The sequence below is a fragment of the Burkholderia sp. AU30198 genome, assembly GCF_020419825.1.
In the GTDB taxonomy this organism is placed as follows: Bacteria; Pseudomonadota; Gammaproteobacteria; order Burkholderiales; family Burkholderiaceae; genus Burkholderia.
Genome location: NZ_JAIZSA010000012.1, coordinates 88,032 through 113,203, shown reverse-complemented (window position 1 = coordinate 113,203; position 25,172 = coordinate 88,032). Strand labels below are relative to the sequence as shown.

Genomic DNA, 25,172 nt, shown 5'->3' with positions numbered 1-25,172 from the left:
GGATGTGGCGCGACCTTGTCACTGCGTCTGGAGGCGTACCTCCAGCCGCCCGCGCAACCGCCCTTCACGTTCGACGCCCAGATTCATGCTGCCTACCGTATTCATCGTCTCCGACGGCACCGGGATCACTGCCGAAACCTTCGCGCACTCGATCCTCTCCCAGTTCGACCAGAAATTCCGCCTCGTGCGCGTGCCGTTCGTCGATTCGCTCGACAAGGCCTACGCGACCCTCGAGAAGATCAACGAGGCCGCCGTGCACGACGGCCGCCGCGCGATCGTGTTCACGACGCTCGTCGACAGCGAGTCGAACGACATCGTCAAGCGCTCGAACGCGCTCGTGCTCGACATGTTCCAGCGCTTCGTGGAACCGCTCGAGCAGGAGCTGGAGCTCAAGTCGAGCCACGCGATGGGCCGCGGCCACCAGAACGCGGACACCGAGGAATACAAGACGCGGATCGAGGCGATCAACTTCTCGCTCGCGCACGACGACGGCCAGTCGAACCGCAACCTGTCGGAAGCCGACGTGATCCTCGTCGGCGTGTCGCGCAGCGGCAAGACGCCGACGAGCCTGTATCTCGCGATGCAGTACGGCGTGAAGGCAGCCAACTATCCGCTGATTCCGGAAGATTTCGAGCGCGGCAAGCTACCGTCGGCGCTCGCCGCGTACAGCGAGAAGCTGTTCGGGCTGTCGATCGACCCGCAGCGCCTGTCGGAGATCCGTAACGAGCGCCGGCCGGGCAGCAAGTACGCGGCGCCCGAGAACTGCCGCTACGAGATCAACGAGGCCGAAGCGATGATGCGCCGCGAGGGGATCAAGTGGCTGTCGTCGACGCACAAGTCGATCGAGGAAATCGCGACGACGATCCTGCAGGAAATCCGTCTCGACCGGCAGTCGTACTGACACCGGGCGCTGGCGGCCGCGCGGCCGCCGCCGGAAACAAAAAGACCGCGTCGAACGCGGCCTTTTTCATGGTGCGGAGCGCGCACATGCGTGGCGTCACGCACGCCGCTGCTGACGCACCTGCTCGAACAGGCAGACCGCTGCCGCGGCTGCCACGTTCAGCGACTCCATCCCGCCCGGCTGCGGGATCGTCACGCGATGCGTAGCCACCTCGCGCCAGTACGCGGACACCCCCGCGCCCTCGTTGCCGAACACCCACGCCACGGGGCCCGACAAGTCGCAGTCGTAGACAGCCTGCGCGCCGTGCGAGTCGGTCAGCGCGACCGGCACATCGAGGCGTTCGGCGAGCGCGCCGGCTTCGACGTCCTCGTGGATCGACAGCAGGAAATGCGCCCCCATGCCCGAGCGCAGCACCTTCGACGACCATGCGTACGCGGTACCCGGCGCACAGAACACGTGGCGCACACCAGCGGCCGCCGCGCTGCGCAGGATCGAGCCGACGTTGCCGGCGTCCTGCACGCCGTCGAGCACGACCGACAACTGCGACACGCGCTCGGGCAGCGGCTGCGCCGGCCGGTCGACGAGCAGCAGGAAGCCGACGCCGTTGACGACGTTCGACAACTGTCCGAACAGCGCGTCAGGCAGCGTGACGATCCGTTGCGCATCGATGCGCGAGACGATCGCCTGGGCCTCGGCGTGGCCGAGTGCACCTTCGGTCGTGACGCACAGCTCGGGCGTCGCGCCCGTATCGAGGTACGCGCTCGCGAGATGGAATCCTTCGAGCAGCGCCTGGCCGCCGCGGCGCTGATGGGACGTCGAACCCGCGAGCGCCTTCAGGCGCTTGTACAGCGGGTTGTCGCGGGAAGTAATGCTTTTCATCGAATCAGGTCGAGTGCCGCGCGAACCGGCGCGAACGAGCGCCGATGCGCTTCGCACGGACCGTGCTCGCGCAGTGCGGCGAGGTGTTTCGCGGTGCCGTAGCCTGCATGCACGTTGAAGCCGTACACGGGGAAGCGTTCGTGGAGATCGACGAGCATGCGGTCACGCGTGACCTTCGCGAGGATCGACGCGGCCGAGATGCTCGGCACGAGCGCGTCGCCGCTGACGATCGCCTCGGCACGCACCGTCAGTGTCGGGCAACGGTTGCCGTCGATCTGCGCGAGCGTCGGCAGGACCGACAGGCCCTCGACGGCCCGCTTCATCGCGAGCATCGTCGCGTGCAGGATATTCAGCGTATCGATCTCGTCGACGCTCGCCGACGCAACGCAATAAGACAGCGAGCGCGCGACGATCAGCTCGTACAGCGCGTCGCGCTTCTTCGCGGACAGCGCCTTCGAATCGTCGAGCCCGTCGATCGGCTGCGCCGGATCGAGGATCACCGCAGCGGCCACCACCGGCCCCGCGAGCGGGCCGCGGCCCGCTTCGTCGACACCGCAGACGATCTCGTCGGGACGGCTGAAATCGAAGCCGCCCTGCACGTCGCCCGACGCGCGGCGGCGTGGTGCACGTACTGCGGTCATGCGCGCCCCTTGCGTTGTTCGAGCACGCGCACGACCGCTTCGGCCGCCTTCGCGGCCGTGTTCTGCCGCAGCGAAAGATGCATTTCGGTAAATACTTCGGTCAGTGTGCGGCGGTTCGCGTCGTCGCGCAGCTGCGTGAGCGTCGCATCGGCGAGCGCCTCGGGCGTCGCGAAATGCTGCAGCAGCTCGGGCACGACGAAGCGCCCCGCCAGGATGTTCGGCAAGCCGACGTACGGCAGGTAACCCTGCCGGCGCATGATCTGCCCGGTCAGCCAGGGCACCTTGTACGAGATCACCATCGGCTTCTTCAGCAGCGCGGCTTCCAGCGTGACCGTGCCGCTCTTCACGAGGATCGCATCGGCGGCCGTCATTGCGACCTGCGCACTGCCATCGGTAATCGTCAGCGCGAGTTGCGGATGCGCGTCGACGAGCGGCTGCAGCAGCGCGCGCAGCGCTGGCGTCGCCGCCGGCATCACGAAGCGCACGCCGGGCTCGCGCTGCTGCATCAGCGCCATCGCCGCGAAGAACGTCGGGCCGATCAGCGCGATTTCCGAGCGCCGGCTACCAGGCAGCACGGCGATCACCGGACCATCCGCCGGCAGGCCGAGCGCGATCCGTGCGCCATGCATGTCGGGCTCGAGCGGGATTTCGTCGGCGAGCGGATGGCCGACGTAGGTCGACGCGACGCCTGCCTTGTCGAGAATCGCCGGCTCGAACGGGAACAGGCACAGCATGTGGTCGACCGACTTGGCGATCTTCTTGATCCGGCCGCCACGCCATATCCAGATCGACGGGCATACGAAGTGGACCACCGGAATGCCCGCGTCCCGCACCGTCTGCTCGACGTTGAAGTTGAAATCAGGTGCGTCGATGCCGATGAACGCGTCCGGCCGCTCGGCCAGCAACTGGCGCTTCAGCTCGCCGCGAATCCGCAGGATCTCGGGAATCTGACCCAGCGCCTCGACATAGCCGCGCACGGTCAGCTTGTCCATCTGCCAGTGCGAGTCGAAGCCCTGCGCGATCATCCGCTGCCCGCCGATCCCGTAGTACTGGGCCGATTCGGGCAGCCGCTCGCGCAGCCCGCCGAGCAGCGACGCGCCGAGCAGGTCGCCCGACGGTTCGCCGGCCGCCATCGCGAGCCGGAGCTGAGTGGTCGGAAGCGGCATCGCTTAGCGGATGATGCCGCGTTGCGACGCGTCGATGAAATCGACGAGCGCCTTCACCGGCACATCGCCGTCGCCGCCCGCCTCCGCCAGCTCGCGCAATTGCACCTTCGCTTCCTCGAACGACAGGCCGTTCTTGTACAGCACGCGGTAGGCGCTGCGCAGCGCCGAGATCGCATCAGCCGAGAAGCCGCGCCGGCGCAGCCCTTCGACGTTGATCCCGTGCGGCTCGGCCTTGTTGCCCGCCGCGATCACGAACGGCGGGATGTCCTGCACGAGCGCCGACGCGCCGCCCAGCATCGAGTGCGCGCCGATGCGCACGAACTGGTGCACGCCCGACATACCGCCGACGATCGCCCAGTCGCCGATCTCGACGTGGCCGGCCATCTGCGCGTTGCTCGACAGGATCACGTTATTGCCGACGCGGCAGTCATGGCCGATGTGCACGTAGGCCATGATCCAGTTGTCGTCGCCGAGCGTCGTCACGCCGACATCCTGCACGGTGCCCGTGTGGATCGTCGTGAATTCGCGGATCGTGTTGCGATTGCCGATCACGAGCTTCGTCGGCTCGTCCTTGTACTTCATGTCCTGCGGACGACCGCCGACCGACGCGTAATGGCCGATGCGGTTGTCCTCGCCGAGCGTCGTATGGCCTTCGATCACGCTGTGCGAACCGATCGTCGTGCGCGCGCCGATCGTGACGTGCGGACCGACGATCGCGTACGGGCCGATCTCGACCGATTCGTCGATCTGCGCGCCCGGTTCGACAATCGCGGTGGGATGAATCCTGGTCATGCGCCGTTGCCTCTCGATGTGATGTGTCGCGTTGCGTTGCCTATGCGTGACGCGTCGCTCAGGGCGCCACGTCGGTCGTCTTGACCGTGCACATCAGTTCGGCTTCCGCAGCCACCTTGCCGTCCACTTCCGCCACCGCCTTGAACTTCCAGATGCCGCGGATGTAGCGTTCGAACGTCACGTTCAGAATCAGTTGATCGCCCGGCTCGACCGGACGCTTGAAGCGCGCACCATCGATCCCGACGAAGTAGTACAGCGTGTTCTCCGGATCCTTCGGCTGCTCTTCCGAGAACGTCAGCAGCGCCGCGGCCTGCGCGAGCGCCTCGAGGATCAGCACGCCCGGCATCACCGGCCGCTTCGGGAAATGCCCCTGGAAGAACGGCTCGTTGATCGACACGTTCTTCAGCGCTTTGATTCCCTTGTGCGGTTCGAGTTCGAGCACGCGATCGACGAGCAGAATCGGGTAGCGATGCGGCAGCAGCGTGAGGATCTTGTGGATGTCGAGATTGATTTTTTCAGTGCTCATGATGGTTCGTCTCACGCAGAGGCTGCGCGGTGGTGATGCAAAGGCTGAAGCGGGCCGCCGTGCGGCCCAGTCTGGCAAACCGGGCCGGTTGCGCTGGCCGTACCCGGTTCGAGATGTCGCATGATGCGCTCAGGCGTCCGTGCCGCCCTGGGCGGCGAGCGTGGCTTCGAGCGCCTTGATGCGCTCGCGCAGCTTGTCGAGGTTGCGCACGAGCGCGGCGCTCTTGTTCCATTCGCCGTGGTCGACGGCCGGGAACGCGCTGGTATAGATGCCGGCCTTCGGCAGCGACTTCGAGACGCCCGACTTCGCGGTGATGATGACATAGTCGCCGAGCGTCACGTGGCCGGCGATCCCGGCCGCACCGCCGATCATGCAGTGACGGCCGATCGTCGTGCTGCCCGCGATGCCCGCGCTGCCGGCGATCACCGTATAGGCGCCGATCCGGCAGTTGTGGCCGATCTGGACCTGGTTGTCGATCTTCACGCATTCCTCGATGACGGTATCCGCCATCGCGCCGCGATCGATCGTCGTGTTCGCGCCGATCTCGACGTCCGGGCCGATCGTTACGCCGCCGACCTGCGGGATCTTGACCCAGCTGCCGGTGCGCGCGTCGCCGTCGCCGACGAAATCCGGCGCGAAGCCGAAGCCGTCGGAGCCGATCACGGCGCCCGCATGGATGATCGCGCGCGGGCCGATCTTGCAGCCGTGGTACACCGACGCGTTCGGATACAGGTGCGAACCCGCGCCGATCGTCGTGCCGCGGCCGATGAAGACGTTCGCGTCGAGCTGCACGCCCTCTTCGATCACCGCGCCGGCTTCGACCGTCACGTGCGGGCCGATCACCGCGCTCGCGGCGACCTGCGCGGCCGGATCGATCGTCGCGCTCGGATGCACGCCGGCGGCACGCTGCGGCGTGGCCAGGTCGATGAACATCTGCGCGACGCGCGCGAAGTACGCGTACGGATTCGGCGTGACGATGAAGTTGCGACCGTTAGCGGCCGCACCAAGCTTTTCCAGATCCTTCGGCGCGATCAGCACCGCACCGGCGCGGGTCGACTCGACCTGCGACAGGTACTTCGGATTCGCGAGGAACGCGAGTTGCTGCGGGCCTGCCTGGTCGAGCGGTGCGAGACCGCCCACCTTGCACTGTGCGTCGCCGGCGATCTCGCCGCCGAACCGCTTTACGAGATCCTCAAGCGTCAATGCCATTCGTCGTCTGCTCCGTTCAGTTCGTCGAGCCGGACGCGAGCGCCTTGAGCACCTTGTCGGTGATGTCGATGCGCGGGCTGACGTACACGGCTTCCTGCACGATCAGGTCGTAATTCTGCTGCTCGGCGATCTGCTTGATGACCTTGTTCGCCCGCTCGAGCACAGCCGCCAGTTCCTCGTTGCGGCGCTGGTTCAGGTCTTCGCGGAACTCGCGCTGCTTGCGCTGGAAGTCGGTATCGAGCTGCGCGAGATCGCGCTGCTTCTGCGCACGGTCGGCCGCCGACAGCGACGCGCCGTTCTTGTCCAGCGAATCGGACATCGATTTCAGACGCGCCCCGAGGTCCTGCAGATCCTTGTCACGCTTCGCGAACTCGGCTTCGAGCTTCGTCTGCGCCGCCTTCGCGGGCGCCGACTCGCGCAGGATCCGATCCGAATTGACCGCCGCGATGCGGGCGACGTCCTGTGCGTGCACCGTCGCCGCGCCCAAGGCCAGCGCAACGGTCAGCGCGCACATCACTCGTTTCGAAAACTTACCGGTTAGCAAAATTACCCTCTCGTTGCTGTTGTCATGCGTTCGATCAGAACGCCGTCCCGATCTGGAACTGGAATTTCTGGTACTGGTCGCCTTCATGCTTCTGCAGCGGGAAGCCGAGGCTCAGCTTAAGCGGGCCGATCGGCGAGATCCACGCCAGACCCACACCGTAGCCGTAACGCAGGCCGTTGGCGCCCGTACTCGTGCCACCCGGCGCGTTGCCCCACACGTTACCGCCGTCGAGGAACGTGAACACGCGCAGCGTGCGGTCGTAGCCCGTGCCCGGCAGCGGGAACGTCAGCTCGATGTTGCCGACGAGCATCTTCGAACCGCCGATCGGGTCGTTCGTCTTCGTGTCGCGCGGGCCCAGCGAGCTCGGCTCGTAGCCACGCACGGAGCCGATACCGCCCGCGTAGTAGTTCTTGAAGATCGGGTACGGGTTGCCGATACCGTTACCGTAGCCGCCTTGCAGGTTCATGCCCAGGATGAAGCCGCGCGAGAACGAATAGTAGTACTGGGCCTGCAGGTCGGCCTTGTAGTACTGGATCTTGCCGACCGGTACGCCGTACTCCATGTTCGCCTGCGTGAAGTAGCCGCGGCTCGGAATCAGCGCGCTGTCACGCGCGTCGCGCGACCACGCGACCGTCAGCGGCACCGTGTTCGACACGCGGCCGAACTGGTTCACGTAATCCTGGTAGCTCTGCGGCGTGTTCGAATCGACGTCGAGACGGTTCTGCTCGAAACCGGCGCCGAAGTAGACGGTGTCGACTTCCGAGAACGGAATGCCGAACTTCAGGTTGCCGCCCGCGCTGATGATCCGGAAGCTCGAGCTCGTCGAATAGTAGAGCGGCTGGTACGTACGGTAGAAGACGTCCGTGATCCGCTTGATGCCGTCGACCGTGAAGTACGGGTCGACCTGCGTGACGGTCAGCGTGCGGTAGCTCTTCGCGGTGTTGACGTTCACCGACAGGCTGGTACCCGAACCGAACACGTTGTCCTGCGACACGCCGGCCGACAGCACGACCTTGTCCGTCGACGAGAAGCCGGCGCCCAGCGTGATCGCGCCGGTCGGCTTTTCATCGACCTTCACGTTCACGTCGACCTGGTCGTTCGTGCCGTCGACCGGCACGGTCGTCACGTCGACGTTGGTGAAGTAGCCGAGACGGTTCACGCGATCCTTCGACAGCGCGAGGCGGTTCGAATCGAACCACGAGCTTTCGAGCTGGCGCATTTCGCGGCGCACCACTTCGTCGCGCGTGCGCGTGTTGCCGACGACGTTGATGCGGCGCACGTACACGCGGCGGCTCGGATCGACGACGAGGTTCAGGTTCACCTTGTGGTTCGCCTGGTCGATGTCCGGCTGCGCGTTGACGGTCGCGAATGCGTAGCCGTATTCACCGAGCTTGTCGACGATCGACTTGGTGGTCTGCTGCAGCTTTTCGGCCGAGAAGCGATCGCCCGCCTTGATCTTGATCAGCTTGGTGAGCTCGGCTTCGCGATCGAGCAGGTTGCCCGACAGCTTGATGCCCGACACCGTGTACGGCTCGCCTTCGTGCAGCGTGACCGTCAGGTACATGTCCTTCTTGTCGGGCGAGATCGACACCTGGGTCGACTCGATGTTGAACTCGAGATAGCCGTGGTTCAGGTAGTACGAGCGCACCGCTTCGAGGTCGCCCGTCAGTTTTTCCTTCGAGTACAGGTCGTTCTTCGTGTACCAGGAGAACCAGTTCGGCGTCGACAGCTGCATCTCGTCGCGCAGCGTGCTCGTGCTGTACGCCTTGTTGCCGATGAAGTTGATCTGGCGGATCTTCGCGCTCGGGCCTTCGGCCACCGCGAACAGGATCGACACGCGGTTCGCGTCGACCGGCGTGACCGTCGTCTTGACCTCGGCCGCGTAGAAGCCGCGCGTGAGGTACTGGCGTTTGAGCTCCTGCTCCGCCTTGTCGACGAGCGCCTTGTCGTAATAGCGGCCGTCGGCGAGACCGACTGCGCGCAGTGCCTTCGTCAGGTTGTCCTTGTCGAATTCCTTCGTGCCGGTGAAGTCGATCGACGCGATGGCCGGACGCTCCTGCACCTGCACGATCACGACGTTGCCCTGCGTGGCGATGCGTACGTCGTTGAAAAAGCCCGTCGCGTACAGCGCGCGGATTGCTTCGGATGCCTTGTCGTCCGTGAAGGTATCGCCCTGCTTGATCGGCAGGTAGGCGAACACCGAACCCGCTTCGACGCGCTGCAGCCCCTCGATCTTGATGTCTTGCACCACGAACGGTGCCGCTGCATGCGCCGCGAGGCCGTGCGCGGCGAGCGCGGCCGCTGCAACTGTCTTAGGTACAAAACGATGAGGTTTGAACAACATGCATCCCCAATATTTAGCTGCATCAAATCAGGCGGCTGCCTAGCGGCCGCCGCCTGACGCTTCAGAAATGGATTAACCGAGCCAGATCGTTGAACAGCGCGATCGCCGATAATGCGACGATGCAGATCAACCCGGCTCTTTGCAGAATCAGCTGCCAGCGCTCCGAGACGGCTTTCCCGGTCGCGGCTTCAACCGCATAATATAACAGATGCCCCCCGTCCAAAACGGGAATCGGCAACAAGTTCAGGACGCCAAGGCTAATGCTGACAAGGGCGAGGAACGACAGGAACGCGGTCGGACCGAGCCGTGCGCTCTTGCCCGCGTAGTCGGCAATCGTCACCGGGCCGGACAGGTTCTTCAGCGATGCATTGCCCGTGATCATGCGCCCGAACATCCGCAGCGAATACACGGAGATGTCCCACGTACGGTGCGCGCCGAGCTGCAGGCTTTCGATCGGCCCGTACCGCACGTCGACGGACGGCGTATGCATCGACAGCGCCGCGCCGATCCGGCCGACCTGCTGCCCCGACTCGTCGTCGCGCTGCGTCTGCGGCACGATCGACACCGTCTGCGCGGCGCCGTCGCGCTCGATCTGCAGGTCGAGCGGCTTGCCCGCATGGTGCTTCACGAAATCGATGAAGCGCGACGCACCGCCGATCGGCTTGCCGTCGAGCGCGACCAGCTTGTCGCCGGACTTCAGGCCCGCCTGCTCCGCCGCGCTGCCGGGCTGCACCGACGCGACCGACAGCGTGCCGCCGCCGGTGTCGAAGCCCAGATGGGCCATGAAATCGTCATCGAGCTGACTTTCGGGAACATGGCGGAGGTCGACGCGGAAATCGAACGTCGAGTTGCCGTCGCGTGCGCCGAGCACGATCTCGCGGTGGTCGAACGCGGCCGCCAGCAGCTTCCAGCGCAGGTCCGACCACGACCGCACCGGCTCGGACTCGCCGCCCTGCGCGTTGCGGATCGACACGATCGTCTCGTTGCCGTCGAAGCCCGCGCGCGCCGCCAGCGTGCCGGCGGCCGGCGGTGCGACGATCGCGGCCGGCTCGGTCACGCCGCTCGCAAATACGATGGAAAACAGCGCAATTGCCAACAGGAAATTGGCAATTGGCCCGGCCGCGACGATCGCGATGCGCTTGTAGACCGACTGGCGGTTGAACGCCTGCCCGAGTTCCTCGGGCGGGATACCGGAGCCGGGATCGCGCTCGTCGAGCATCTTCACGTAGCCGCCGAGCGGCAGCGCGGACAGCGTCCACTCGGTGCCCGTCCTGCGGCTGACCCAGCGCGCGACGGGCTGGCCGAAGCCGATCGAGAAACGCAGCACCTTCACGCCGCACCAGCGCGCGACACGATAGTGTCCGTACTCATGCACGACGACCAGCACCCCGATCGCCACCGCAAACGCGATCAGTTCGACCAGCACGTTCATGAGCACCCCATTCAGACAGTGCGCTCCACGCGTGGCGCAGGCGCTTTCGCAATGATTTCGGCGGCGAGGCGGCGTGCCTCGGCATCCGCCGCCAGGACATCGTCGAGCCCGTCGGGCACGCGGTTCGGCAGCGTGTTGAGCACGGCGTCGACCGTCGCCGCAATCGCCATGAAGCCGATGCGGCGCTCGAGAAACGCTTCGACCGCCACTTCGTTCGCTGCGTTCAATGCGGCGCTCGCGATACCGCCTTCGTCAAGCGCCTTCAAGGCGAGCGCGAGGCACGGGAAGCGCGCGTAATCGGGCTTCTCGAACGACAGCTGCGCGATCTGCGCGAGGTCGAGCTGATCGACGCCCGCATCGACACGCTCGGGGAACGCGAGCGCGTGCGCGATCGGCGTGCGCATGTCGGGGTTGCCGAGCTGTGCGAGCACCGAGCCGTCGCGGTACGACACGAGCGAATGGATCACGCTCTGCGGATGGATCAGCACGTCGATCCGGTCGCCCGGCAGCCCGAAGATCCAGTGCGCCTCGATCACCTCGAGGCCCTTGTTCATCATCGTCGCGGAATCGACCGAGATCTTGCGGCCCATCACCCAGTTCGGGTGCTTGCACGCTTCGTCCGGCGTCACGTCGACGAGCGTGGCCGGCTCGCGCGTGCGGAACGGGCCGCCCGACGCGGTCAGGATGATCTTCGAGATCCCGCCGTGCTCGGCCGCGTCGCGCGGCATGCACTGGAAGATCGCGTTGTGTTCGCTGTCGACCGGCAGCAGGATCGCGCCATGGTCGCGCACCGCGTCCATGAAGATCGCGCCCGACATCACCAGCGCTTCCTTGTTCGCGAGCAGGATGCGCTTGCCGGCGCGCGCGGCCGCGAGGCTCGGCGCCATGCCGGCCGCACCGACGATCGCCGCGACCACCGTGTCGCAGCCGTCGCTCTTCGAGACGTCGACGAGCGCCTGCGGCCCGTACAGCACCGCGGTCTTGCTGCCCGCCGCGCGCAGCTTCGCTTCGACCTGCGCGGCCGTCTGCGCATCGCCGACCACCGCGACTTCAGGCGCGAAGCGCAGGCACTGCTCGACCAGCTTGTCGCCGTTGCGGTGTGCGGTCAGCGCATAGACCGAGAAGCGCTCGGGATGGCGCGCGACCACGTCGAGCGTGCTGTCTCCGATCGAGCCCGTGGAACCGAGCAATGTCAGACGTTTTTGCATAACAGAAATAATGGTTTAACCAAGCAGCAGCATCGCGAGCGGCAGCACCGGCAGCAGCGCGTCGACACGGTCGAGCACGCCGCCATGACCCGGCAGCAGTCCGCTCGAATCCTTCACGCCCGCCTGCCGCTTCAGCAGCGACTCGAACAGGTCCCCGATCACGCTGTACGCGACCAGCAGCGTCAGTGCAGCCCACGCGCCGGGCATCCCGTAGCGCACGGCGAACGCGGAAAACAGGGTCGGCTCGAACGCGTGCGCAGCCATCGCGACGCCGGCGACGACCATCACGGCGAGCCAGCCACCGATCGCGCCTTCCCAGCTCTTGCCGGGACTGATCGTGATGGCCAGTTTACGCTTTCCGAAGGCCTTGCCCGCGAAGTATGCGCCGATATCGGCGAGCCAGACGACCAGAAGCAGCGACAGCACGAACGGCACGCCCTGCGCGCGCGCCGCGACGAGCGCATGCCAGCAGGCCGCGAAGACCACGAGGCCGGCCACCAGCAGGAACGGACGCCATACGCCGCCCGCGAGCTCCGGCTTTCGCCGCAGCGTGAACGGGCCGACCAGCAGCCAGAACACGCCGGCTGCCATGAAAAGGGGACGGGACGAAGCCGCGTCGACGCCGAGCGGCGCCGTTGCTGCGAGCGCAAGCGCCGCGACGACGGCATAGATGACCGGGCCGGCACCGCCGAGCTTGAGCAGGCGCGCCCATTCCCACGCGGCAAACACGAGCACGACGCCAATGAGCGCGCCGAACGCGGTGAGCGGCGCGAACAGCGTCACCGGCAGCAATACCGCCAGCATCACGATCGCCGTGATCACACGGGTTTTCAGCATGAAAGGGAGTCGGCGTTCTGCGATTGCGGTTCGAGCTGTGCGCTCGTGCGGCCGAAACGGCGCTCGCGCTCCGTATACGACGCCATGGCGTCGGCCAGTGCCGCGCCGTCGAAATCCGGCCAGTATTTGTCGGTGAAATAGAATTCGGCGTACGCGAGTTGCCACAGCAGGAAGTTGCTGACGCGCTGCTCGCCACCGGTACGGATGAAGAGATCGGGCTCCGGCGCATAGGCCATTGCCAGGTGCGGCGCGAACGCGTCCTCGGTCACTTCGACCTCGCGACCCTCGCGCACGGCCTGCTCGATGAGCTTCTTCGTCGCCTGCAGGATGTCCCACCGGCCGCCGTAGTTGGCCGCGATGGTGAGCGTAAGACGGGTGTTGCGCGCCGTCTTGGTTTCGGCGCGTCGAATCAGTTCGCGGATGCGCGGCTCGAAGCGGTCGAGATCGCCGACGACACGCAGGCGGATCCCGTTCGCATGAAGCTTGCCGACCTCGCGCTCGAGCGCGGTGATGAAGAGGCGCATCAGGAACGACACTTCGTCGTTCGGCCGGCGCCAGTTCTCCGAACTGAACGCGAACAGCGTCAGGTACTCGACGCCGGCGCGCGCGCAACCTTCGACCACCGACCGTACGGCATCGACGCCACGGGTGTGCCCCGCGACGCGCGGCAAGCGGCGTTCGGTCGCCCAACGGCCGTTGCCGTCCATGATGATCGCGATGTGACGCGGCACGACGCCGACGTCAGGCACGCGAACGGTAGAGCTGGTATAGGTCATGGCCGTTGAGACAGTAATGCGGGAAGAAGGCGGCGCGCGAGGACGGTCGTCAGACCGTCATGATCTCGGCTTCCTTGCTCTGCACGAGCTTGTCGATTTCGGCGACGTGCTTGTCGGTCAGCTTCTGCACGTCGTCGCTCGCACGGCGCTCGTCGTCTTCCGAGATTTCCTTGTCCTTCACGAGCTTCTTGAGCGCTTCGTTCGCATCGCGGCGCAGGTTGCGGATCGCGACCTTGGCCGTTTCGCCTTCGCTCTTGACGACCTTGGTCAGCTCGCGGCGGCGCTCTTCCGTCAGCGCCGGCATCGGCACGCGGATCAGGTCGCCGGACGTGGCCGGGTTCAGGCCGAGATCGGCTTCGCGAATGGCCTTCTCGACCTTCGCAACCATCGGCTTTTCCCACGGCTGCACACCGATCGTGCGCGCGTCGACGAGCGTCATGTTGGCAACCTGCGAAATCGGCACCATCGACCCGTAGTAGTCAACCTGCACGTGATCGAGCATGCCGGTGTGCGCACGGCCCGTACGGATCTTCGCCAGATCGCTCTTGAATGCATCGATCGAGCGCTGCATCTTCTGCTCGACGCCCTTCTTGGTATCAGCGACACTCATTTCAACCTCCGAACCTTCAAACCTTCAAAGAACGCGGACCCCACCCGGCGCATCTGGTGCGCCGCGGCCGATGGCCCGCATCCGCGGGAGTTTACACGTGGACGAGCGTACCTTCGTCCTCGCCCAGCACGATGCGCTTGAGCGCACCCGGCTTGTTGATCGAAAACACGCGAATCGGCAGCTTCTGGTCGCGGCACAGCGCGAAGGCCGTCGCGTCCATCACCTGCAGGTTGCGGCCGATCGCCTCGTCGAAGCTGATCGTCGTGTAGCGCGTGGCCGACGGATCCTTCTTCGGATCGGCAGAATATACGCCATCGACCTTGGTCGCCTTCAATACGACCTCGGCGCCCACTTCCGAACCGCGCAGCGCGGCGGCCGTGTCCGTCGTGAAAAACGGGTTGCCCGTGCCGGCCGCGAAGATCACGACGCGGCCTTCCTCGAGCTGGCGGATCGCGCGAGGCCGGATGTACGGCTCGACGACCTGGTCCATCCGCAGCGCGGACTGCACGCGCGCCTCGATGCCGGCGTGGCGCATCGCGTCCTGCAGCGCCAACGCGTTCATCATCGTTGCGAGCATCCCCATGTAGTCCGCCGTCGCGCGATCCATGCCGGCCGCGCCGCCCGCAACGCCACGGAAAATATTACCGCCACCGATCACGACCGCGAGCTGCGTGCCGAGACGCACCACTTCCGCGATATCGGCCACCATCCGTTCGATCGTCGCGCGATTGATGCCGAAGGCATCGTCGCCCATCAGCGCTTCGCCGGAAAGTTTGAGAAGGACGCGTTTATAGGCATTGGACATAGGGGCTTCCGAGCGACGAGAGGATGACAACCACGAACTGTAGGGGCGAAATACTGATTCGGGCAAGCGCCGACGGTCGGACCGGGTTTCCCGGCCGGCCGGCGGCGGCGCCGACCGCGGCGGAGCGGACGCCCGCCGCGGATACTGCCTGACTGCTTACGGCTTACTGCTGCTTTGCTGCTGCGACTTGCGCGGCCACTTCGGCGGCGAAGTCGTCCTGGCGCTTCTCGATGCCTTCGCCGACGACGAACAGCGTGAACTTCTGCACGGCGGAATCCGCTGCCTTCAGCATCTGTTCGATCGACTGCTTGTCGTTCTTCACGAACGTCTGGTTCAGCAGCGACACTTCCTTCAGGTACTTCTGGACGCTACCGTCGACCATCTTCGCGACGATCTCGGCCGGCTTGCCCGATTCCGCAGCCTTCTGCTCGGCCACGCGGCGTTCCGTCTCGATCAATTCCGCCGGCACGTCAGCCGACGACAGCGCGACCGGCTTCATCGCCGCGATGTGCATCGCGACGTCCTTGCCGACCTGCTCTTCCGCACCCGTGTACTCGACGATCACGCCGATACGCGCGCCGTGCAGGTACGTTGCGATCTTGTTTGCGGTTTCGAAACGGACGAAACGGCGGATCGAGACGTTCTCGCCGATCTTGCCGATCAGTGCCAGGCGCACTGCGTCGACCGTCGAGCCTTCGAGCGGCAGTGCCGACAGCGCAGCCACGTCAGCCGGGTTTTGCGTCGCGACGAGTTCTGCAACCGTCTTCGAGAATGCGAGGAAGTCGTCGTTCTTCGCGACGAAGTCGGTTTCGCAGTTCAGCTCGACCAGCGCGCCTGCGTTGCCGCCGACGAACGATGCGACGACGCCTTCTGCCGTCACGCGCGATGCCGCCTTGCTCGCCTTGTTGCCGAGCTTGACGCGCAGCAGCTCTTCAGCCTTGGCCAGATCGCCGTCAGCTTCCGTCAGCGCCTTCTTGCACTCCATCATCGGTGCGTCGGTCTTTGCGCGCAGTTCTGCCACCATGCTTGCGGTAATTGCCGCCATCATTCGCTCCTTGAGTCTGTATTCACAACGCCGCCCGCTTGGACGCGAACGGCCGAGATTCGGTTCCGGACCCGCGCCGATTCGGCGCGATCAGGTCCGGCGCACAAGCTTAAAAAAAGGGGGCCTGTTGAGAGCCCCCTTTTTGCGCCGGCTCGGGGCCAGTTACGCGTTTTCCTCGACGTACTCGTCGTCGCCGCGTGCGGCCTGGACCACTTCGTTGACCGCGTTCGCACGGCCTTCGAGGATCGCGTCGGCCACGCCTTCAGCGTACAGCGCGACTGCCTTGCTCGAGTCGTCGTTACCCGGGATCACGTAATCCACACCTTCCGGCGAGTGGTTCGTATCGACCACGGCGATGACCGGCACGCCCAGCTTGTTCGCTTCCGTGACGGCGATCTTGTGGTAGCCGACGTCGACGACGAAGATTGCGTCCGGAATGCCGCCCATGTCCTTCACGCCGCCGATCGACTTCTGCAGCTTGGCGATTTCACGTTCGAACAGCAGCGCTTCCTTCTTGCTCATCTTCTCGGTTTCGCCCGATTCGACGGCCGCTTCCATGTCCTTCAGGCGCTTGATCGAAACCTTCAGCGTCTTGAAGTTGGTCATCATGCCGCCGAGCCAGCGTGCGTTGACGAACGGCATGCCTGCGCGCTGCGCTTCCTGGGCGATCGTGTCACGCGATTGACGCTTCGTGCCGACGAACAGGATCGTGCCGCGGTTCGCTGCCAGCTGGCGCACGTACTTCTGTGCGTCCGTGAACATCGGCAGCGTCTTTTCGAGGTTGATGATGTGAATCTTGTTGCGGTGACCGAAAATGAACGGAGCCATCTTCGGGTTCCAGAAGCGCGTCTGGTGACCGAAGTGGACACCTGCTTCCAGCATTTGGCGCATCGTAACTGCCATGTAAATTCTCCACGAGGGTTGGGTCTTAAGCCGGCCGCCGTACCGCCGCGCGAACCCGCCCCAAAGGGCACCGATTCCGCGCGGCCGGCACCCTTGGTTGCGCCGGCTTGCGATTCGACACGAGCAAAACGCCCGTGCCGTAAGCCTTTCACCGCCATGCCGCCCCAAAACGGGCAAGCTCGGCATTTGGATGTCGACTTAGCCAAAGAGTATAGCACGCCGATTTGTCCGCTCTCAAGTCGCTCACCACTTTTGCTTGCCGCGCGGCGACCGGGCGGACAATCCGCGAAAACCCGCATCCGCACCACCGGCAGGGGCTGCGACGCCTGCCAGAAGGTGCGATAATCCGTCAATTCACCGCATTCCAGGCATACCTCGATGGCTATTACGCTCAAAAACGAACACGATATCGCCGAGATGCGCGTCGCCTGCCGTCTCGCGAGCGAAGTGCTCGACTTCATCACCCCGCACGTCGTCGCGGGCGTCACGACCGCCGAACTCGACCGCCTCTGCCATGAGTTCATGCTCAACGAGCAGGGCACGATCCCCGCGCCGCTGAATTACCAGCCGCCCGGCTATCCGCCGTACCCGAAGGCCACCTGCATTTCGGTCAACGACGTGATCTGCCACGGCATCCCCGGCGAGAAGGTGATCAAGAACGGCGACGCGCTGAACATCGACATCACCGTGATCAAGAACGGCTACTTCGGCGACACGAGCCGCATGTTCATCGTCGGCGAAGGTTCGATCCTCGCGAAGCGCCTCGTGCAGACCACCTACGAATGCATGTGGCTCGGCATCGACCAGGTCAAGCCCGGCGCGCACCTCGGCGACATCGGCTACGCGATCCAGAAGCACGCGGAAGCGCAGGGCTACAGCGTCGTGCGCGAATACTGCGGCCACGGCATCGGCACGGTGTTCCACGAGGATCCGCAGGTCGTCCACTACGGCCGTCCGGGCACGGGCATCGAACTGAAGGCCGGGATGATCTTCACGATCGAGCCGATGATCAACGCCGGCAAGCGCGACATCCGCACGATGCCCGACCAGTGGACGGTCAAGACGCGCGACCGCAGCCTGTCCGCGCAGTGGGAGCACACGGTGCTCGTCACCGAAACCGGCTACGACGTGCTGACCGTGTCGGCCGGCACGCCGGCGCGCCCCGTGTTCGCGCAACCGGCCGCCGCCGTCTGAGCGCCGTCGCCTGCCCGCCCCACTCGCACCTGAACGGCCGCCCATGAGCGCTCACGCCGCCCCCTCGCCCGACGCGCTGTCGCGGCGCGCCGAATTCAAGGCCGCCAAGACGGAGATGCTCGAGCGCTTCCGCCGCGCGACGAACGTCGCGTCGCTGATGCACGCGCTGTCGAAACTCACCGACGATGCGCTCAAGCGCGTATGGGACGACTGCGGGCTACCCGCGACGCTCGCGCTCGTCGCCGTCGGCGGCTACGGGCGCGGCGAGCTCGCGCCCTATTCCGACGTCGACATCCTCGTGCTGCTGCCCGATGCGCACGACCCGGCGCTCGATGCGCGCATCGAGCGCTTCATCGGGATGGCGTGGGATCTCGGCCTCGAGATCGGCAGCAGCGTGCGCACGGTCGCGCAGTGCATCGAGGAAGCGTCGCAGGACGTCACGGTGCAGACCTCGCTGCTGGAAGCACGCCGCATCGTCGGCAGCACCGCGCTGTTCGAACGCTTCACGGTGCGCTACCACGAGGCGCTCGACGCCCGCGCGTTCTTCACCGCGAAGGTGCTCGAGATGCGCCAGCGCCACGCGAAGTTCCAGGACACGCCGTACAGCCTCGAACCGAACGTGAAGGAAAGCCCCGGCGGGCTGCGCGACCTGCAGACGATCCTGTGGATCGCGCGCGCGGCCGGTTTCGGCAGCAGCTGGCGCGAACTCGACACGCGCGGCCTCATCACCGATCGCGAAGCGCGCGAGCTGCGCCGCAACGAAGGATTCCTGAAGACGCTGCGTGCGCGGCTGCACGTGATCGCCGGCCGCCGCCAGGACATGCTCGTGTTCGACCTGCAGACGCAGGCCGCCGAGAGCTTCGGCTACCAGCCGACGCAGGCGAAGCGCGCGAGCGAACAGCTGATGCGCCGCTATTACTGGGCCGCGAAAGCCGTCACGCAGCTCGCGACGATCCTGATCCAGAACATCGAGGCGCAGCTGTTCCCCGCGACGAGCGGCATCACGCGCGTGCTGTCGCCCGACCGCTTCGTCGAGAAGCAGGGCATGCTCGAGATCGTCGACGACGGTGTGTTCGAACGCCACCCCGACGCGATCCTCGAAGCGTTCCTGCTGTACGAGACGACCCGCGGCGTGAAGGGTCTGTCCGCCCGCACGCTGCGCGCGCTGTACAACTCGCGCGAGATCATGAACAACACGTGGCGCCGCGATCCGCAGAACCGCGACACGTTCATGCGGATCCTGCAGCAGCCCGAAGGCATCACGCACGCGTTCCGGCTGATGAACCAGACGAGCGTGCTCGGCCGCTACCTGCTGAATTTCCGCCGTATCGTCGGCCAGATGCAGCACGACCTGTACCACGTGTACACGGTCGATCAGCACATCCTGATGGTGTTGCGCAACATCCGCCGCTTCGCGGTGGCCGAGCACGCGCACGAATATCCGTTCTGCAGCCAGCTGATCGGCAACTTCGAGCGCCCATGGGTGCTGTATGTCGCGGCGCTGTTCCACGACATCGCGAAGGGCCGCGGCGGCGACCACTCGACGCTCGGGATGGCCGATGCGCGGCGCTTCTGCCGCGAGCACGGCATCGCCGGCGACGACGCGGCGCTGATCGTGTGGCTCGTCCAGCATCACCTGACGATGAGCCAGGTCGCGCAGAAGCAGGACACGAGCGACCCCGAAGTCATCAAGCGCTTCGCCGAAGTCGTCGGCAACGAACGGTATCTCACCGCACTGTACCTGCTGACCGTCGCCGATATCCGCGGCACGAGCCCGAAGGTGTGGAACACGTGGAAGGGCAAGCTGCTCGAGGATCTGTACCGCATCACGCTCGCGGTGCTCGGCGGCGCGAACCCCGATGCGCATTCGGAGCTGAAGTCGCGGCAGGAACAGGCACTCGCGCTGCTGCGCCTGGAAACCGTGCCCGACGACGCGCACCGCGCGCTGTGGGATCAGCTCGACGTCGGCTTCTTCCTGCGTCACGACGCGGCCGACATCGCGTGGCAGACACGCGTGCTGTACCGGCACGTGAACGCCGAAACCGCGATCGTCCGCGCGCGGCCGTCGCCGATCGGCGACGCGCTGCAGGTGCTCGTGTACGTGAAGGACCGCCCCGACCTGTTCGCGGGCATCTGCGCGTATTTCGACCGCAACGGGCTGTCGGTGCTCGACGCACGCGTCAGCACGACGCGGCACGGCTATGCGCTCGACAACTTCATCGTCACGCAGACCGAACGTGACGTGCGGTACCGCGACATCGCGAATCTCGTCGAACAACAGCTCGCGTCGCGGCTCACCGAAACCGCCCCGCTGCCGGAGCCGTCCAAGGGCCGCCTGTCGAGGCTGTCCCGGACGTTTCCGATCACGCCGCGCGTCGACCTGCGGGCCGACGAGCGCGGCCAGTACTACATCCTGTCCGTGTCGGCCAACGACCGGCCGGGCCTTCTCTATTCGATCGCGCGCGTACTCGCCGAGCATCAGATCGGCGTCCACGCGGCGCGGATCAATACACTCGGCGAACGCGTCGAGGACATCTTCCTGCTCGCGGGTGCCGGCCTGTCCGACAACCGCCTGCAGATCCAGCTCGAAACCGAATTGCTGCGTGCGATCGCAGTCTGAATGAATTCCAGCGTTTATGCGCACCAAATTAACCGTCAAGAATCCGAAGCCGGCGTCGCCGACCCGCGCCCCTGTCCGCTCCGGCAGCCTCGTCGCCCGCAAGGCGGTGCGTCCCGCTACGCCGCCCGCGGGGGACAAGCCGGCCCGCCCGAAGAAGGCCGCCCCGGCAGCCTCCGGCGAACGCACGTTCAAGCCGCGCGCTGCCGCGGGTGCCGAACGCCCTGGCGCGGATCGCGCACCGGCCAAGCGTGCGCCGCGTGACGGCGGTGCCGAACGCGGCACGCGTGCCCCTTATCGCGACAACGCGGCCGGCGAAGGCGCGAAGCGTAGCTTCGGCGACCGTCGCACGTCGTCCGATCGCCCGCCGCGCCGCGATGACGATGCGCGTCCGCGTCGTGCAGGTGCCGGCGAAGGCGGTGCACGCGCACTCTATCGCGACAACGCCGGCGGTGAAGACGCAAAGCGGAGCTTCGGCGACCGCCGCACGTCCTCGGATCGCCCGCCCCGTCGCGATGACGACTCACGGCCGCGTCGCGCGGGTGGCGAAGGCGGCGCACGCCCGCCTTATCGCGACAACGCCGGCGGTGAAGGCGCAAAGCGCAGCTTCGGCGACCGCCGCACGTCCTCGGATCGCCCGCCGCGCCGCGATGACGATGCGCGTCCGCGTCGTGCAGGTGGCGAAGGCGGCGCACGCGCACCCTATCGCGACAACGCCGGCGGTGAAGGCGCAAAGCGCAGCTTCGGCGACCGCCGCACGTCGTCGGATCGCCCGCCCCGTCGTGATGACGATGCACGCCCGCGTCGCACGGGTGGCGAAGGCGGCGCACGCGCGCCGTATCGCGACAACGCATCCGGCGAAGGCGCGAAGCGCAGCTTCGGTGACCGCCGCACGTCGTCCGATCGCCCGCCGCGCCGTGATGACGATGCACGGCCGCGTCGCACGGGTGGCGAAGGCGGCGCACGCACACCGTATCGCGACAACGCATCAGGCGAAGGCGCAAAACGCAGCTTCGGCGACCGCCGCACGTCGTCCGATCGCCCGCCGCGCCGCAACGACGATGACCGCCCGCGCCGCGCAGGCGCCGACGAGGGCAAGCGCCCGTCGTATCGCGACAAGCCCGCCGGCGAAGGCGCGAAGCGCAGCTTCGGCGACCGCCCGGCCCGCCCCGCACGCGACGACGAGCGCCGCTCGTTCGGCGCGGTCAAGACCGCGCAACCGGTCAAGCGCGCCGCCGCAGCCGACGTCGACTACGGCGACGAATCGGGCCTGATGCGCCTGTCGAAGCGGATGTCCGAGCTCGGCATGTGCTCGCGCCGCGAAGCCGACGAATGGATCGAAAAGGGTTGGGTACTCGTCGACGGCGAACGCATCGACACGCTCGGCACCAAGGTACGCGCCGACCAGAAGATCGAGATCGACGAACGGGCGAGCGCCGCGCAGGCCGCGCAAGTGACGATCCTGCTGCACAAGCCGGTCGGCTATGTGTCGGGCCAGGCGGAAGACGGCTACGAGCCCGCGGCCGTGCTGATCACGCGCGCGAACCGCTGGAGCGGCGACCATTCGCCGGTGCGCTTCTCCCCGCAGCACCTGCACGCGCTCGCACCGGCCGGCCGCCTGGACATCGATTCGACCGGCATGCTCGTGCTGACGCAGAACGGCGTGATCGCGAAGCAGCTGATCGGCGAGCAGTCGGACATCGACAAGGAGTACCTGGTGCGCGTGCGCTTCGGTGAACAACTCATCGACATCGACCAGCACTTCCCCGCGGAATCGCTCGCGAAGCTGCGCCACGGCCTCGAGCTCGACGGCGTCGCGCTGAAGCCCGCGATGGTGAGCTGGCAGAACGGTGAGCAGTTGCGCTTCGTGCTGCGCGAAGGCAAGAAGCGCCAGATCCGTCGCATGTGCGAACTGGTGGGCCTCGAAGTGATCGGCCTGAAGCGCGTACGGATGGGCCGCGTGATGCTCGGCGCACTGCCGCAGGGTCAATGGCGCTATCTGTCGGCCGACGAGACGTTCTGACCGCGAGCGCGCCACACGGGCGCCACGCAATGAAAAAGCCCGCGCAAGCGGGCTTTTTTGTTTCCTGCGAGAAGCCGGGACAGTCGGCCGATCAGTCGTCCGAAGCCGGATCGAGCCCGGGGAACAGCACTTCCGTGAAGCCGAAGCGCGTGAAGTCGGTGATCCGCATCGGATACAGCTTGCCGATCAGGTGATCGTATTCGTGCTGGACGACGCGTGCGTGAAAGCCGTCGGCAACGCGATCGATCTTCTCGCCGAACTGGTCGAAGCCGCTGTAGCGCACCTTCGCGTAACGGCTGACGACGCCCCGCATGCCCGGCACCGACAGGCAGCCCTCCCAGCCCTCTTCCATGTCCGGCGGCATGTACTCGACCTTCGGGTTGATCAGCACCGTCTCAGGCACCGGCGGCGCATCCGGGTAGCGGTTGTTGTTGCCGAAGCCGAAGATGATGAGCTGCAGCCCGATGCCGATCTGCGGAGCGGCCAGCCCGGCGCCGTTCGCATGGTGCATCGTCTCGAACATGTCCGCGACGATCTCGTGCAGTTCGGGTGTATCGAACCGCTCGACCGGCTTGGCGACTTCGAGCAGGCGCGGATCGCCCATCTTCAGGATCTCGCGAATCATGGCGTATTGCCCTCCAGGAGTTGGTGCAGGCCGTCTTCGTCCAGCACGGGGATGCCGAGTTCCTCGGCCTTCGCGAGCTTGCTGCCGGCTTCGGCGCCCGCGACCACGTAATCCGTCTTCTTCGATACCGAACCAGCCACTTTCGCGCCCGCCGCTTCGAGCATTTCCTTCGCGGCATCGCGCGTGAGCGTCGGCAGCGTGCCCGTCAGCACGACCGTCTTGCCGGCCAGCACGCCCTGCGGCGCCTTCGGCGCGGGCGGCCCTTCCGGCCACGTCACCTTGCCCGGCGCGCGCAACTGCTCGATCACGGTCCGGTTGTGCTCTTCCGCGAAGAACTGGTGGAGCGACTCGGCGACGATCGGCCCGACGTCGTTGACTTCGAGCAGTTCTTCGATCGAGGCGTCCATGATCGGCGTCAGCGAGCCGAAATGCTTCGCGAGATCCTTCGCCGTCGATTCGCCTACATGACGGATGCCGAGCCCGTAGATGAAGCGCGCGAGCGTCGTGTGCTTCGCCTTCTCGAGCGAATCGAGCAGATTCTGCGCCGACTTCTCGGCAAACCGGTCGAGCTCGGCGAGCGTCGCAAAGCCGAGATTGAACAGGTCGGCCGGCGTGCGCACGAGATTCACCTCGACGAGCTGGTCGATGATCTTCTCGCCGAGCCCGTCGATGTCGAGCGCGCGGCGCTGCGCGAAGTGCCACAGCGCCTGCTTGCGCTGCGCCGGGCAGAACAGGCCGCCCGTGCAGCGCGCGATCGTTTCGTCCGGCAGGCGCTCGATCTTCGAGCCGCACACCGGGCATTCGGTCGGCATCACGAATTCGGCCGCATCGGCCGGGCGCCGGTCGAGCAGCGCGCCGACCACCTCGGGGATCACGTCGCCCGCGCGGCGCACGATCACGGTATCGCCGATCCGGATGTCCTTGCGGCGCACCTCGTCCTCGTTGTGCAGCGTCGCGTTGGTCACGGTCGCACCGCCGACGAACACGGGCTCGAGGCGCGCGACCGGCGTGATCGCGCCCGTGCGGCCGACCTGCACGTCGATCGCGACGAGCTTGGTCAGCGCTTCCTGCGCGGGGAACTTGTGCGCGAGCGCGAAGCGCGGCGCACGGGACACGAAGCCGAGGCGCTCCTGCTCGTCGCGCCGGTTGACCTTGTAGACGACGCCGTCGATGTCGTACGGCAGCGATTCGCGCTTCTCGCCGACCTTGCGGAAGAAGTCGAGCAAGCCTTCGGCGCCCTGTACGACCGCACGCTCGCGGTTCACGGGCAGGCCGAGCGATTCGTACCAGTCGAGCAGCGCGCTGTGCGTATCGGGCATCGGCATCCCGTCGAGCACGCCGATCCCGTACGCGAAGAACGACAGCGGACGCTGCGCGGTGATCTTCGAGTCGAGCTGGCGAAGGCTGCCGGCCGCCGCGTTGCGCGGGTTCGCGAATTCACGCTGCTCGGCCGCGCGCTGGCGTTCGTTCAGGCGTGCGAAATCGCGCTTGAACATCAGCACCTCGCCGCGCACGTCGAGCACGGCCGGCACGTTCGTGCCCTTCAGCTTCAGCGGAATCGAGCGGATCGTGCGCACGTTCTCGGTCACGTCCTCGCCCGTCGTGCCGTCGCCGCGCGTCGACGCCTGCACGAATACACCTTGCTCGTAGCGCAGCGAGATCGCGAGGCCGTCGAACTTCAGTTCGCACGCGTATTCGACCGGCTCCGTCACCGAGCCGGCGAGATCGGTCGTCTTGTCGAGCGCGCCGGCGACACGCTTGTCGAACGCGGTGATGTCCTCGTCGGCGAAGCCGTTGTTCAGCGACAGCATCGGCGCATCATGGACGACCGGCGTGAAGCCGCCGGCTGCCTCACCGCCGACGCGCTGCGTCGGCGAATCTAGCGTCACGAGTTCGGGATGGTCGGTTTCGAGCTGCTGCAGTTCGCGGAACAGCCGGTCGTATTCCGCGTCGGGCAGATCCGGCTGGTCGAGCACGTAATAGGCGTAGTTCGCCCGCTCGAGTTGGTCGCGCAGCCACGCGGCGCGCGCGTCGGGCTGGCTGGCTAGCGGTTCGGCTTGGGTTCGGGCCATGCTGGCGGCAGATTCGTTCTGAG

General features: G+C 66.2%; 22 protein-coding genes. 4 read left to right on the top strand and 18 right to left on the bottom strand.

What is annotated here, in order from left to right; genetic code table 11:
- Positions 1–85: 85 nt before the first annotated feature.
- Entirely contained in the window at positions 86–901 is an 816-nt protein-coding gene (locus LGN19_RS24885) for a pyruvate, water dikinase regulatory protein (protein WP_043190854.1), read from the top strand.
- A gap of 96 nt (positions 902–997) precedes the next feature.
- Here LGN19_RS24885 and LGN19_RS24880 read toward each other — a convergent pair whose 3' ends face one another.
- The 16 genes from LGN19_RS24880 to rpsB form a co-directional block, all read right to left on the bottom strand.
- Positions 998–1,780 carry a TrmH family RNA methyltransferase gene (locus LGN19_RS24880; protein ID WP_226217671.1) on the bottom strand — a complete coding sequence of 261 codons (783 nt, stop codon included), beginning with the start codon at positions 1,778–1,780 and terminating at the stop codon, positions 998–1,000.
- Complete coding sequence (rnhB, locus tag LGN19_RS24875; protein ID WP_226217669.1) at positions 1,777–2,421, bottom strand: ribonuclease HII; 645 nt, start codon at positions 2,419–2,421, stop codon at positions 1,777–1,779. The genes LGN19_RS24880 and rnhB overlap by 4 nt, the downstream gene beginning before the upstream one ends.
- On the bottom strand, positions 2,418–3,587 hold the full coding sequence (gene lpxB / locus LGN19_RS24870; RefSeq protein WP_226217667.1) for a lipid-A-disaccharide synthase: 1,170 nt from the start codon (positions 3,585–3,587) through the stop codon (positions 2,418–2,420). The genes rnhB and lpxB overlap by 4 nt, the downstream gene beginning before the upstream one ends.
- Before the next feature lie 3 nt (positions 3,588–3,590).
- Positions 3,591–4,379 carry an acyl-ACP--UDP-N-acetylglucosamine O-acyltransferase gene (gene lpxA / locus LGN19_RS24865; protein ID WP_226217666.1) on the bottom strand — a complete coding sequence of 263 codons (789 nt, stop codon included), beginning with the start codon at positions 4,377–4,379 and terminating at the stop codon, positions 3,591–3,593.
- Between the two features lie 58 nt (positions 4,380–4,437).
- A complete protein-coding gene (gene fabZ / locus LGN19_RS24860) occupies positions 4,438–4,905 on the bottom strand; it encodes a 3-hydroxyacyl-ACP dehydratase FabZ (protein ID WP_021159112.1) in 468 nt (155 codons plus the stop codon).
- A gap of 129 nt (positions 4,906–5,034) precedes the next feature.
- Positions 5,035–6,114 (bottom strand): UDP-3-O-(3-hydroxymyristoyl)glucosamine N-acyltransferase, encoded by a 1,080-nt coding sequence (gene lpxD, locus LGN19_RS24855; RefSeq protein WP_122945696.1) that lies wholly within the window; start codon positions 6,112–6,114, stop codon positions 5,035–5,037.
- Positions 6,115–6,130: 16 nt separating this feature from the next.
- Positions 6,131–6,628 (bottom strand): OmpH family outer membrane protein, encoded by a 498-nt coding sequence (locus LGN19_RS24850; protein WP_174953350.1) that lies wholly within the window; start codon positions 6,626–6,628, stop codon positions 6,131–6,133.
- Positions 6,629–6,692: 64 nt separating this feature from the next.
- On the bottom strand, positions 6,693–9,002 hold the full coding sequence (bamA, locus tag LGN19_RS24845; RefSeq protein WP_122945697.1) for an outer membrane protein assembly factor BamA: 2,310 nt from the start codon (positions 9,000–9,002) through the stop codon (positions 6,693–6,695).
- 61 nt (positions 9,003–9,063) lie between these two features.
- Positions 9,064–10,434 (bottom strand): RIP metalloprotease RseP, encoded by a 1,371-nt coding sequence (rseP, locus tag LGN19_RS24840; RefSeq protein WP_226217664.1) that lies wholly within the window; start codon positions 10,432–10,434, stop codon positions 9,064–9,066.
- Positions 10,435–10,445: 11 nt separating this feature from the next.
- Positions 10,446–11,642 carry a 1-deoxy-D-xylulose-5-phosphate reductoisomerase gene (locus tag LGN19_RS24835; protein ID WP_226217662.1) on the bottom strand — a complete coding sequence of 399 codons (1,197 nt, stop codon included), beginning with the start codon at positions 11,640–11,642 and terminating at the stop codon, positions 10,446–10,448.
- 15 nt (positions 11,643–11,657) lie between these two features.
- Positions 11,658–12,479: a phosphatidate cytidylyltransferase gene (locus tag LGN19_RS24830; RefSeq protein ID WP_175223076.1), complete on the bottom strand. Its 822-nt coding sequence runs from the start codon at positions 12,477–12,479 to the stop codon at positions 11,658–11,660.
- The gene (gene uppS, locus LGN19_RS24825) at positions 12,473–13,255 is read right to left on the bottom strand and encodes a polyprenyl diphosphate synthase (protein WP_175223075.1); all 783 of its coding nucleotides are present in this window, start codon (positions 13,253–13,255) and stop codon (positions 12,473–12,475) included. The genes LGN19_RS24830 and uppS overlap by 7 nt, the downstream gene beginning before the upstream one ends.
- A gap of 49 nt (positions 13,256–13,304) precedes the next feature.
- Positions 13,305–13,865 carry a ribosome recycling factor gene (gene frr, locus LGN19_RS24820; RefSeq protein WP_048248629.1) on the bottom strand — a complete coding sequence of 187 codons (561 nt, stop codon included), beginning with the start codon at positions 13,863–13,865 and terminating at the stop codon, positions 13,305–13,307.
- 91 nt (positions 13,866–13,956) lie between these two features.
- The gene (gene pyrH / locus LGN19_RS24815; protein WP_174918843.1) at positions 13,957–14,670 is read right to left on the bottom strand and encodes a UMP kinase; all 714 of its coding nucleotides are present in this window, start codon (positions 14,668–14,670) and stop codon (positions 13,957–13,959) included.
- Between the two features lie 163 nt (positions 14,671–14,833).
- Positions 14,834–15,715, bottom strand: coding sequence for a translation elongation factor Ts (gene tsf, locus LGN19_RS24810; RefSeq protein ID WP_124501689.1), 882 nt, complete (start codon positions 15,713–15,715; stop codon positions 14,834–14,836).
- A 162-nt stretch (positions 15,716–15,877) separates the two neighbouring features.
- Positions 15,878–16,618, bottom strand: a complete 741-nt coding sequence (gene rpsB, locus LGN19_RS24805) for a 30S ribosomal protein S2 (protein WP_128848401.1) — start codon at positions 16,616–16,618, stop codon at positions 15,878–15,880.
- Between the two features lie 378 nt (positions 16,619–16,996).
- On the opposite strand from rpsB, the gene map reads away from it, so the two are divergent.
- From map to LGN19_RS24790, 3 genes are read left to right on the top strand one after another with little or no spacing between them, the layout of a single operon-like run.
- On the top strand, positions 16,997–17,812 hold the full coding sequence (gene map, locus LGN19_RS24800; protein ID WP_046545985.1) for a type I methionyl aminopeptidase: 816 nt from the start codon (positions 16,997–16,999) through the stop codon (positions 17,810–17,812).
- A 43-nt stretch (positions 17,813–17,855) separates the two neighbouring features.
- Positions 17,856–20,432: a [protein-PII] uridylyltransferase gene (locus LGN19_RS24795; protein WP_174959559.1), complete on the top strand. Its 2,577-nt coding sequence runs from the start codon at positions 17,856–17,858 to the stop codon at positions 20,430–20,432.
- Between the two features lie 16 nt (positions 20,433–20,448).
- Positions 20,449–22,452, top strand: a complete 2,004-nt coding sequence (locus LGN19_RS24790; protein ID WP_226217659.1) for a pseudouridine synthase — start codon at positions 20,449–20,451, stop codon at positions 22,450–22,452.
- A 91-nt stretch (positions 22,453–22,543) separates the two neighbouring features.
- Here LGN19_RS24790 and def read toward each other — a convergent pair whose 3' ends face one another.
- Positions 22,544–23,077 (bottom strand): peptide deformylase, encoded by a 534-nt coding sequence (def, locus tag LGN19_RS24785; protein ID WP_122945705.1) that lies wholly within the window; start codon positions 23,075–23,077, stop codon positions 22,544–22,546.
- Positions 23,074–25,149 (bottom strand): NAD-dependent DNA ligase LigA, encoded by a 2,076-nt coding sequence (gene ligA / locus LGN19_RS24780; protein WP_226217657.1) that lies wholly within the window; start codon positions 25,147–25,149, stop codon positions 23,074–23,076. The genes def and ligA overlap by 4 nt, the downstream gene beginning before the upstream one ends.
- Between the last annotated feature and the right edge of the window lie 23 nt (positions 25,150–25,172).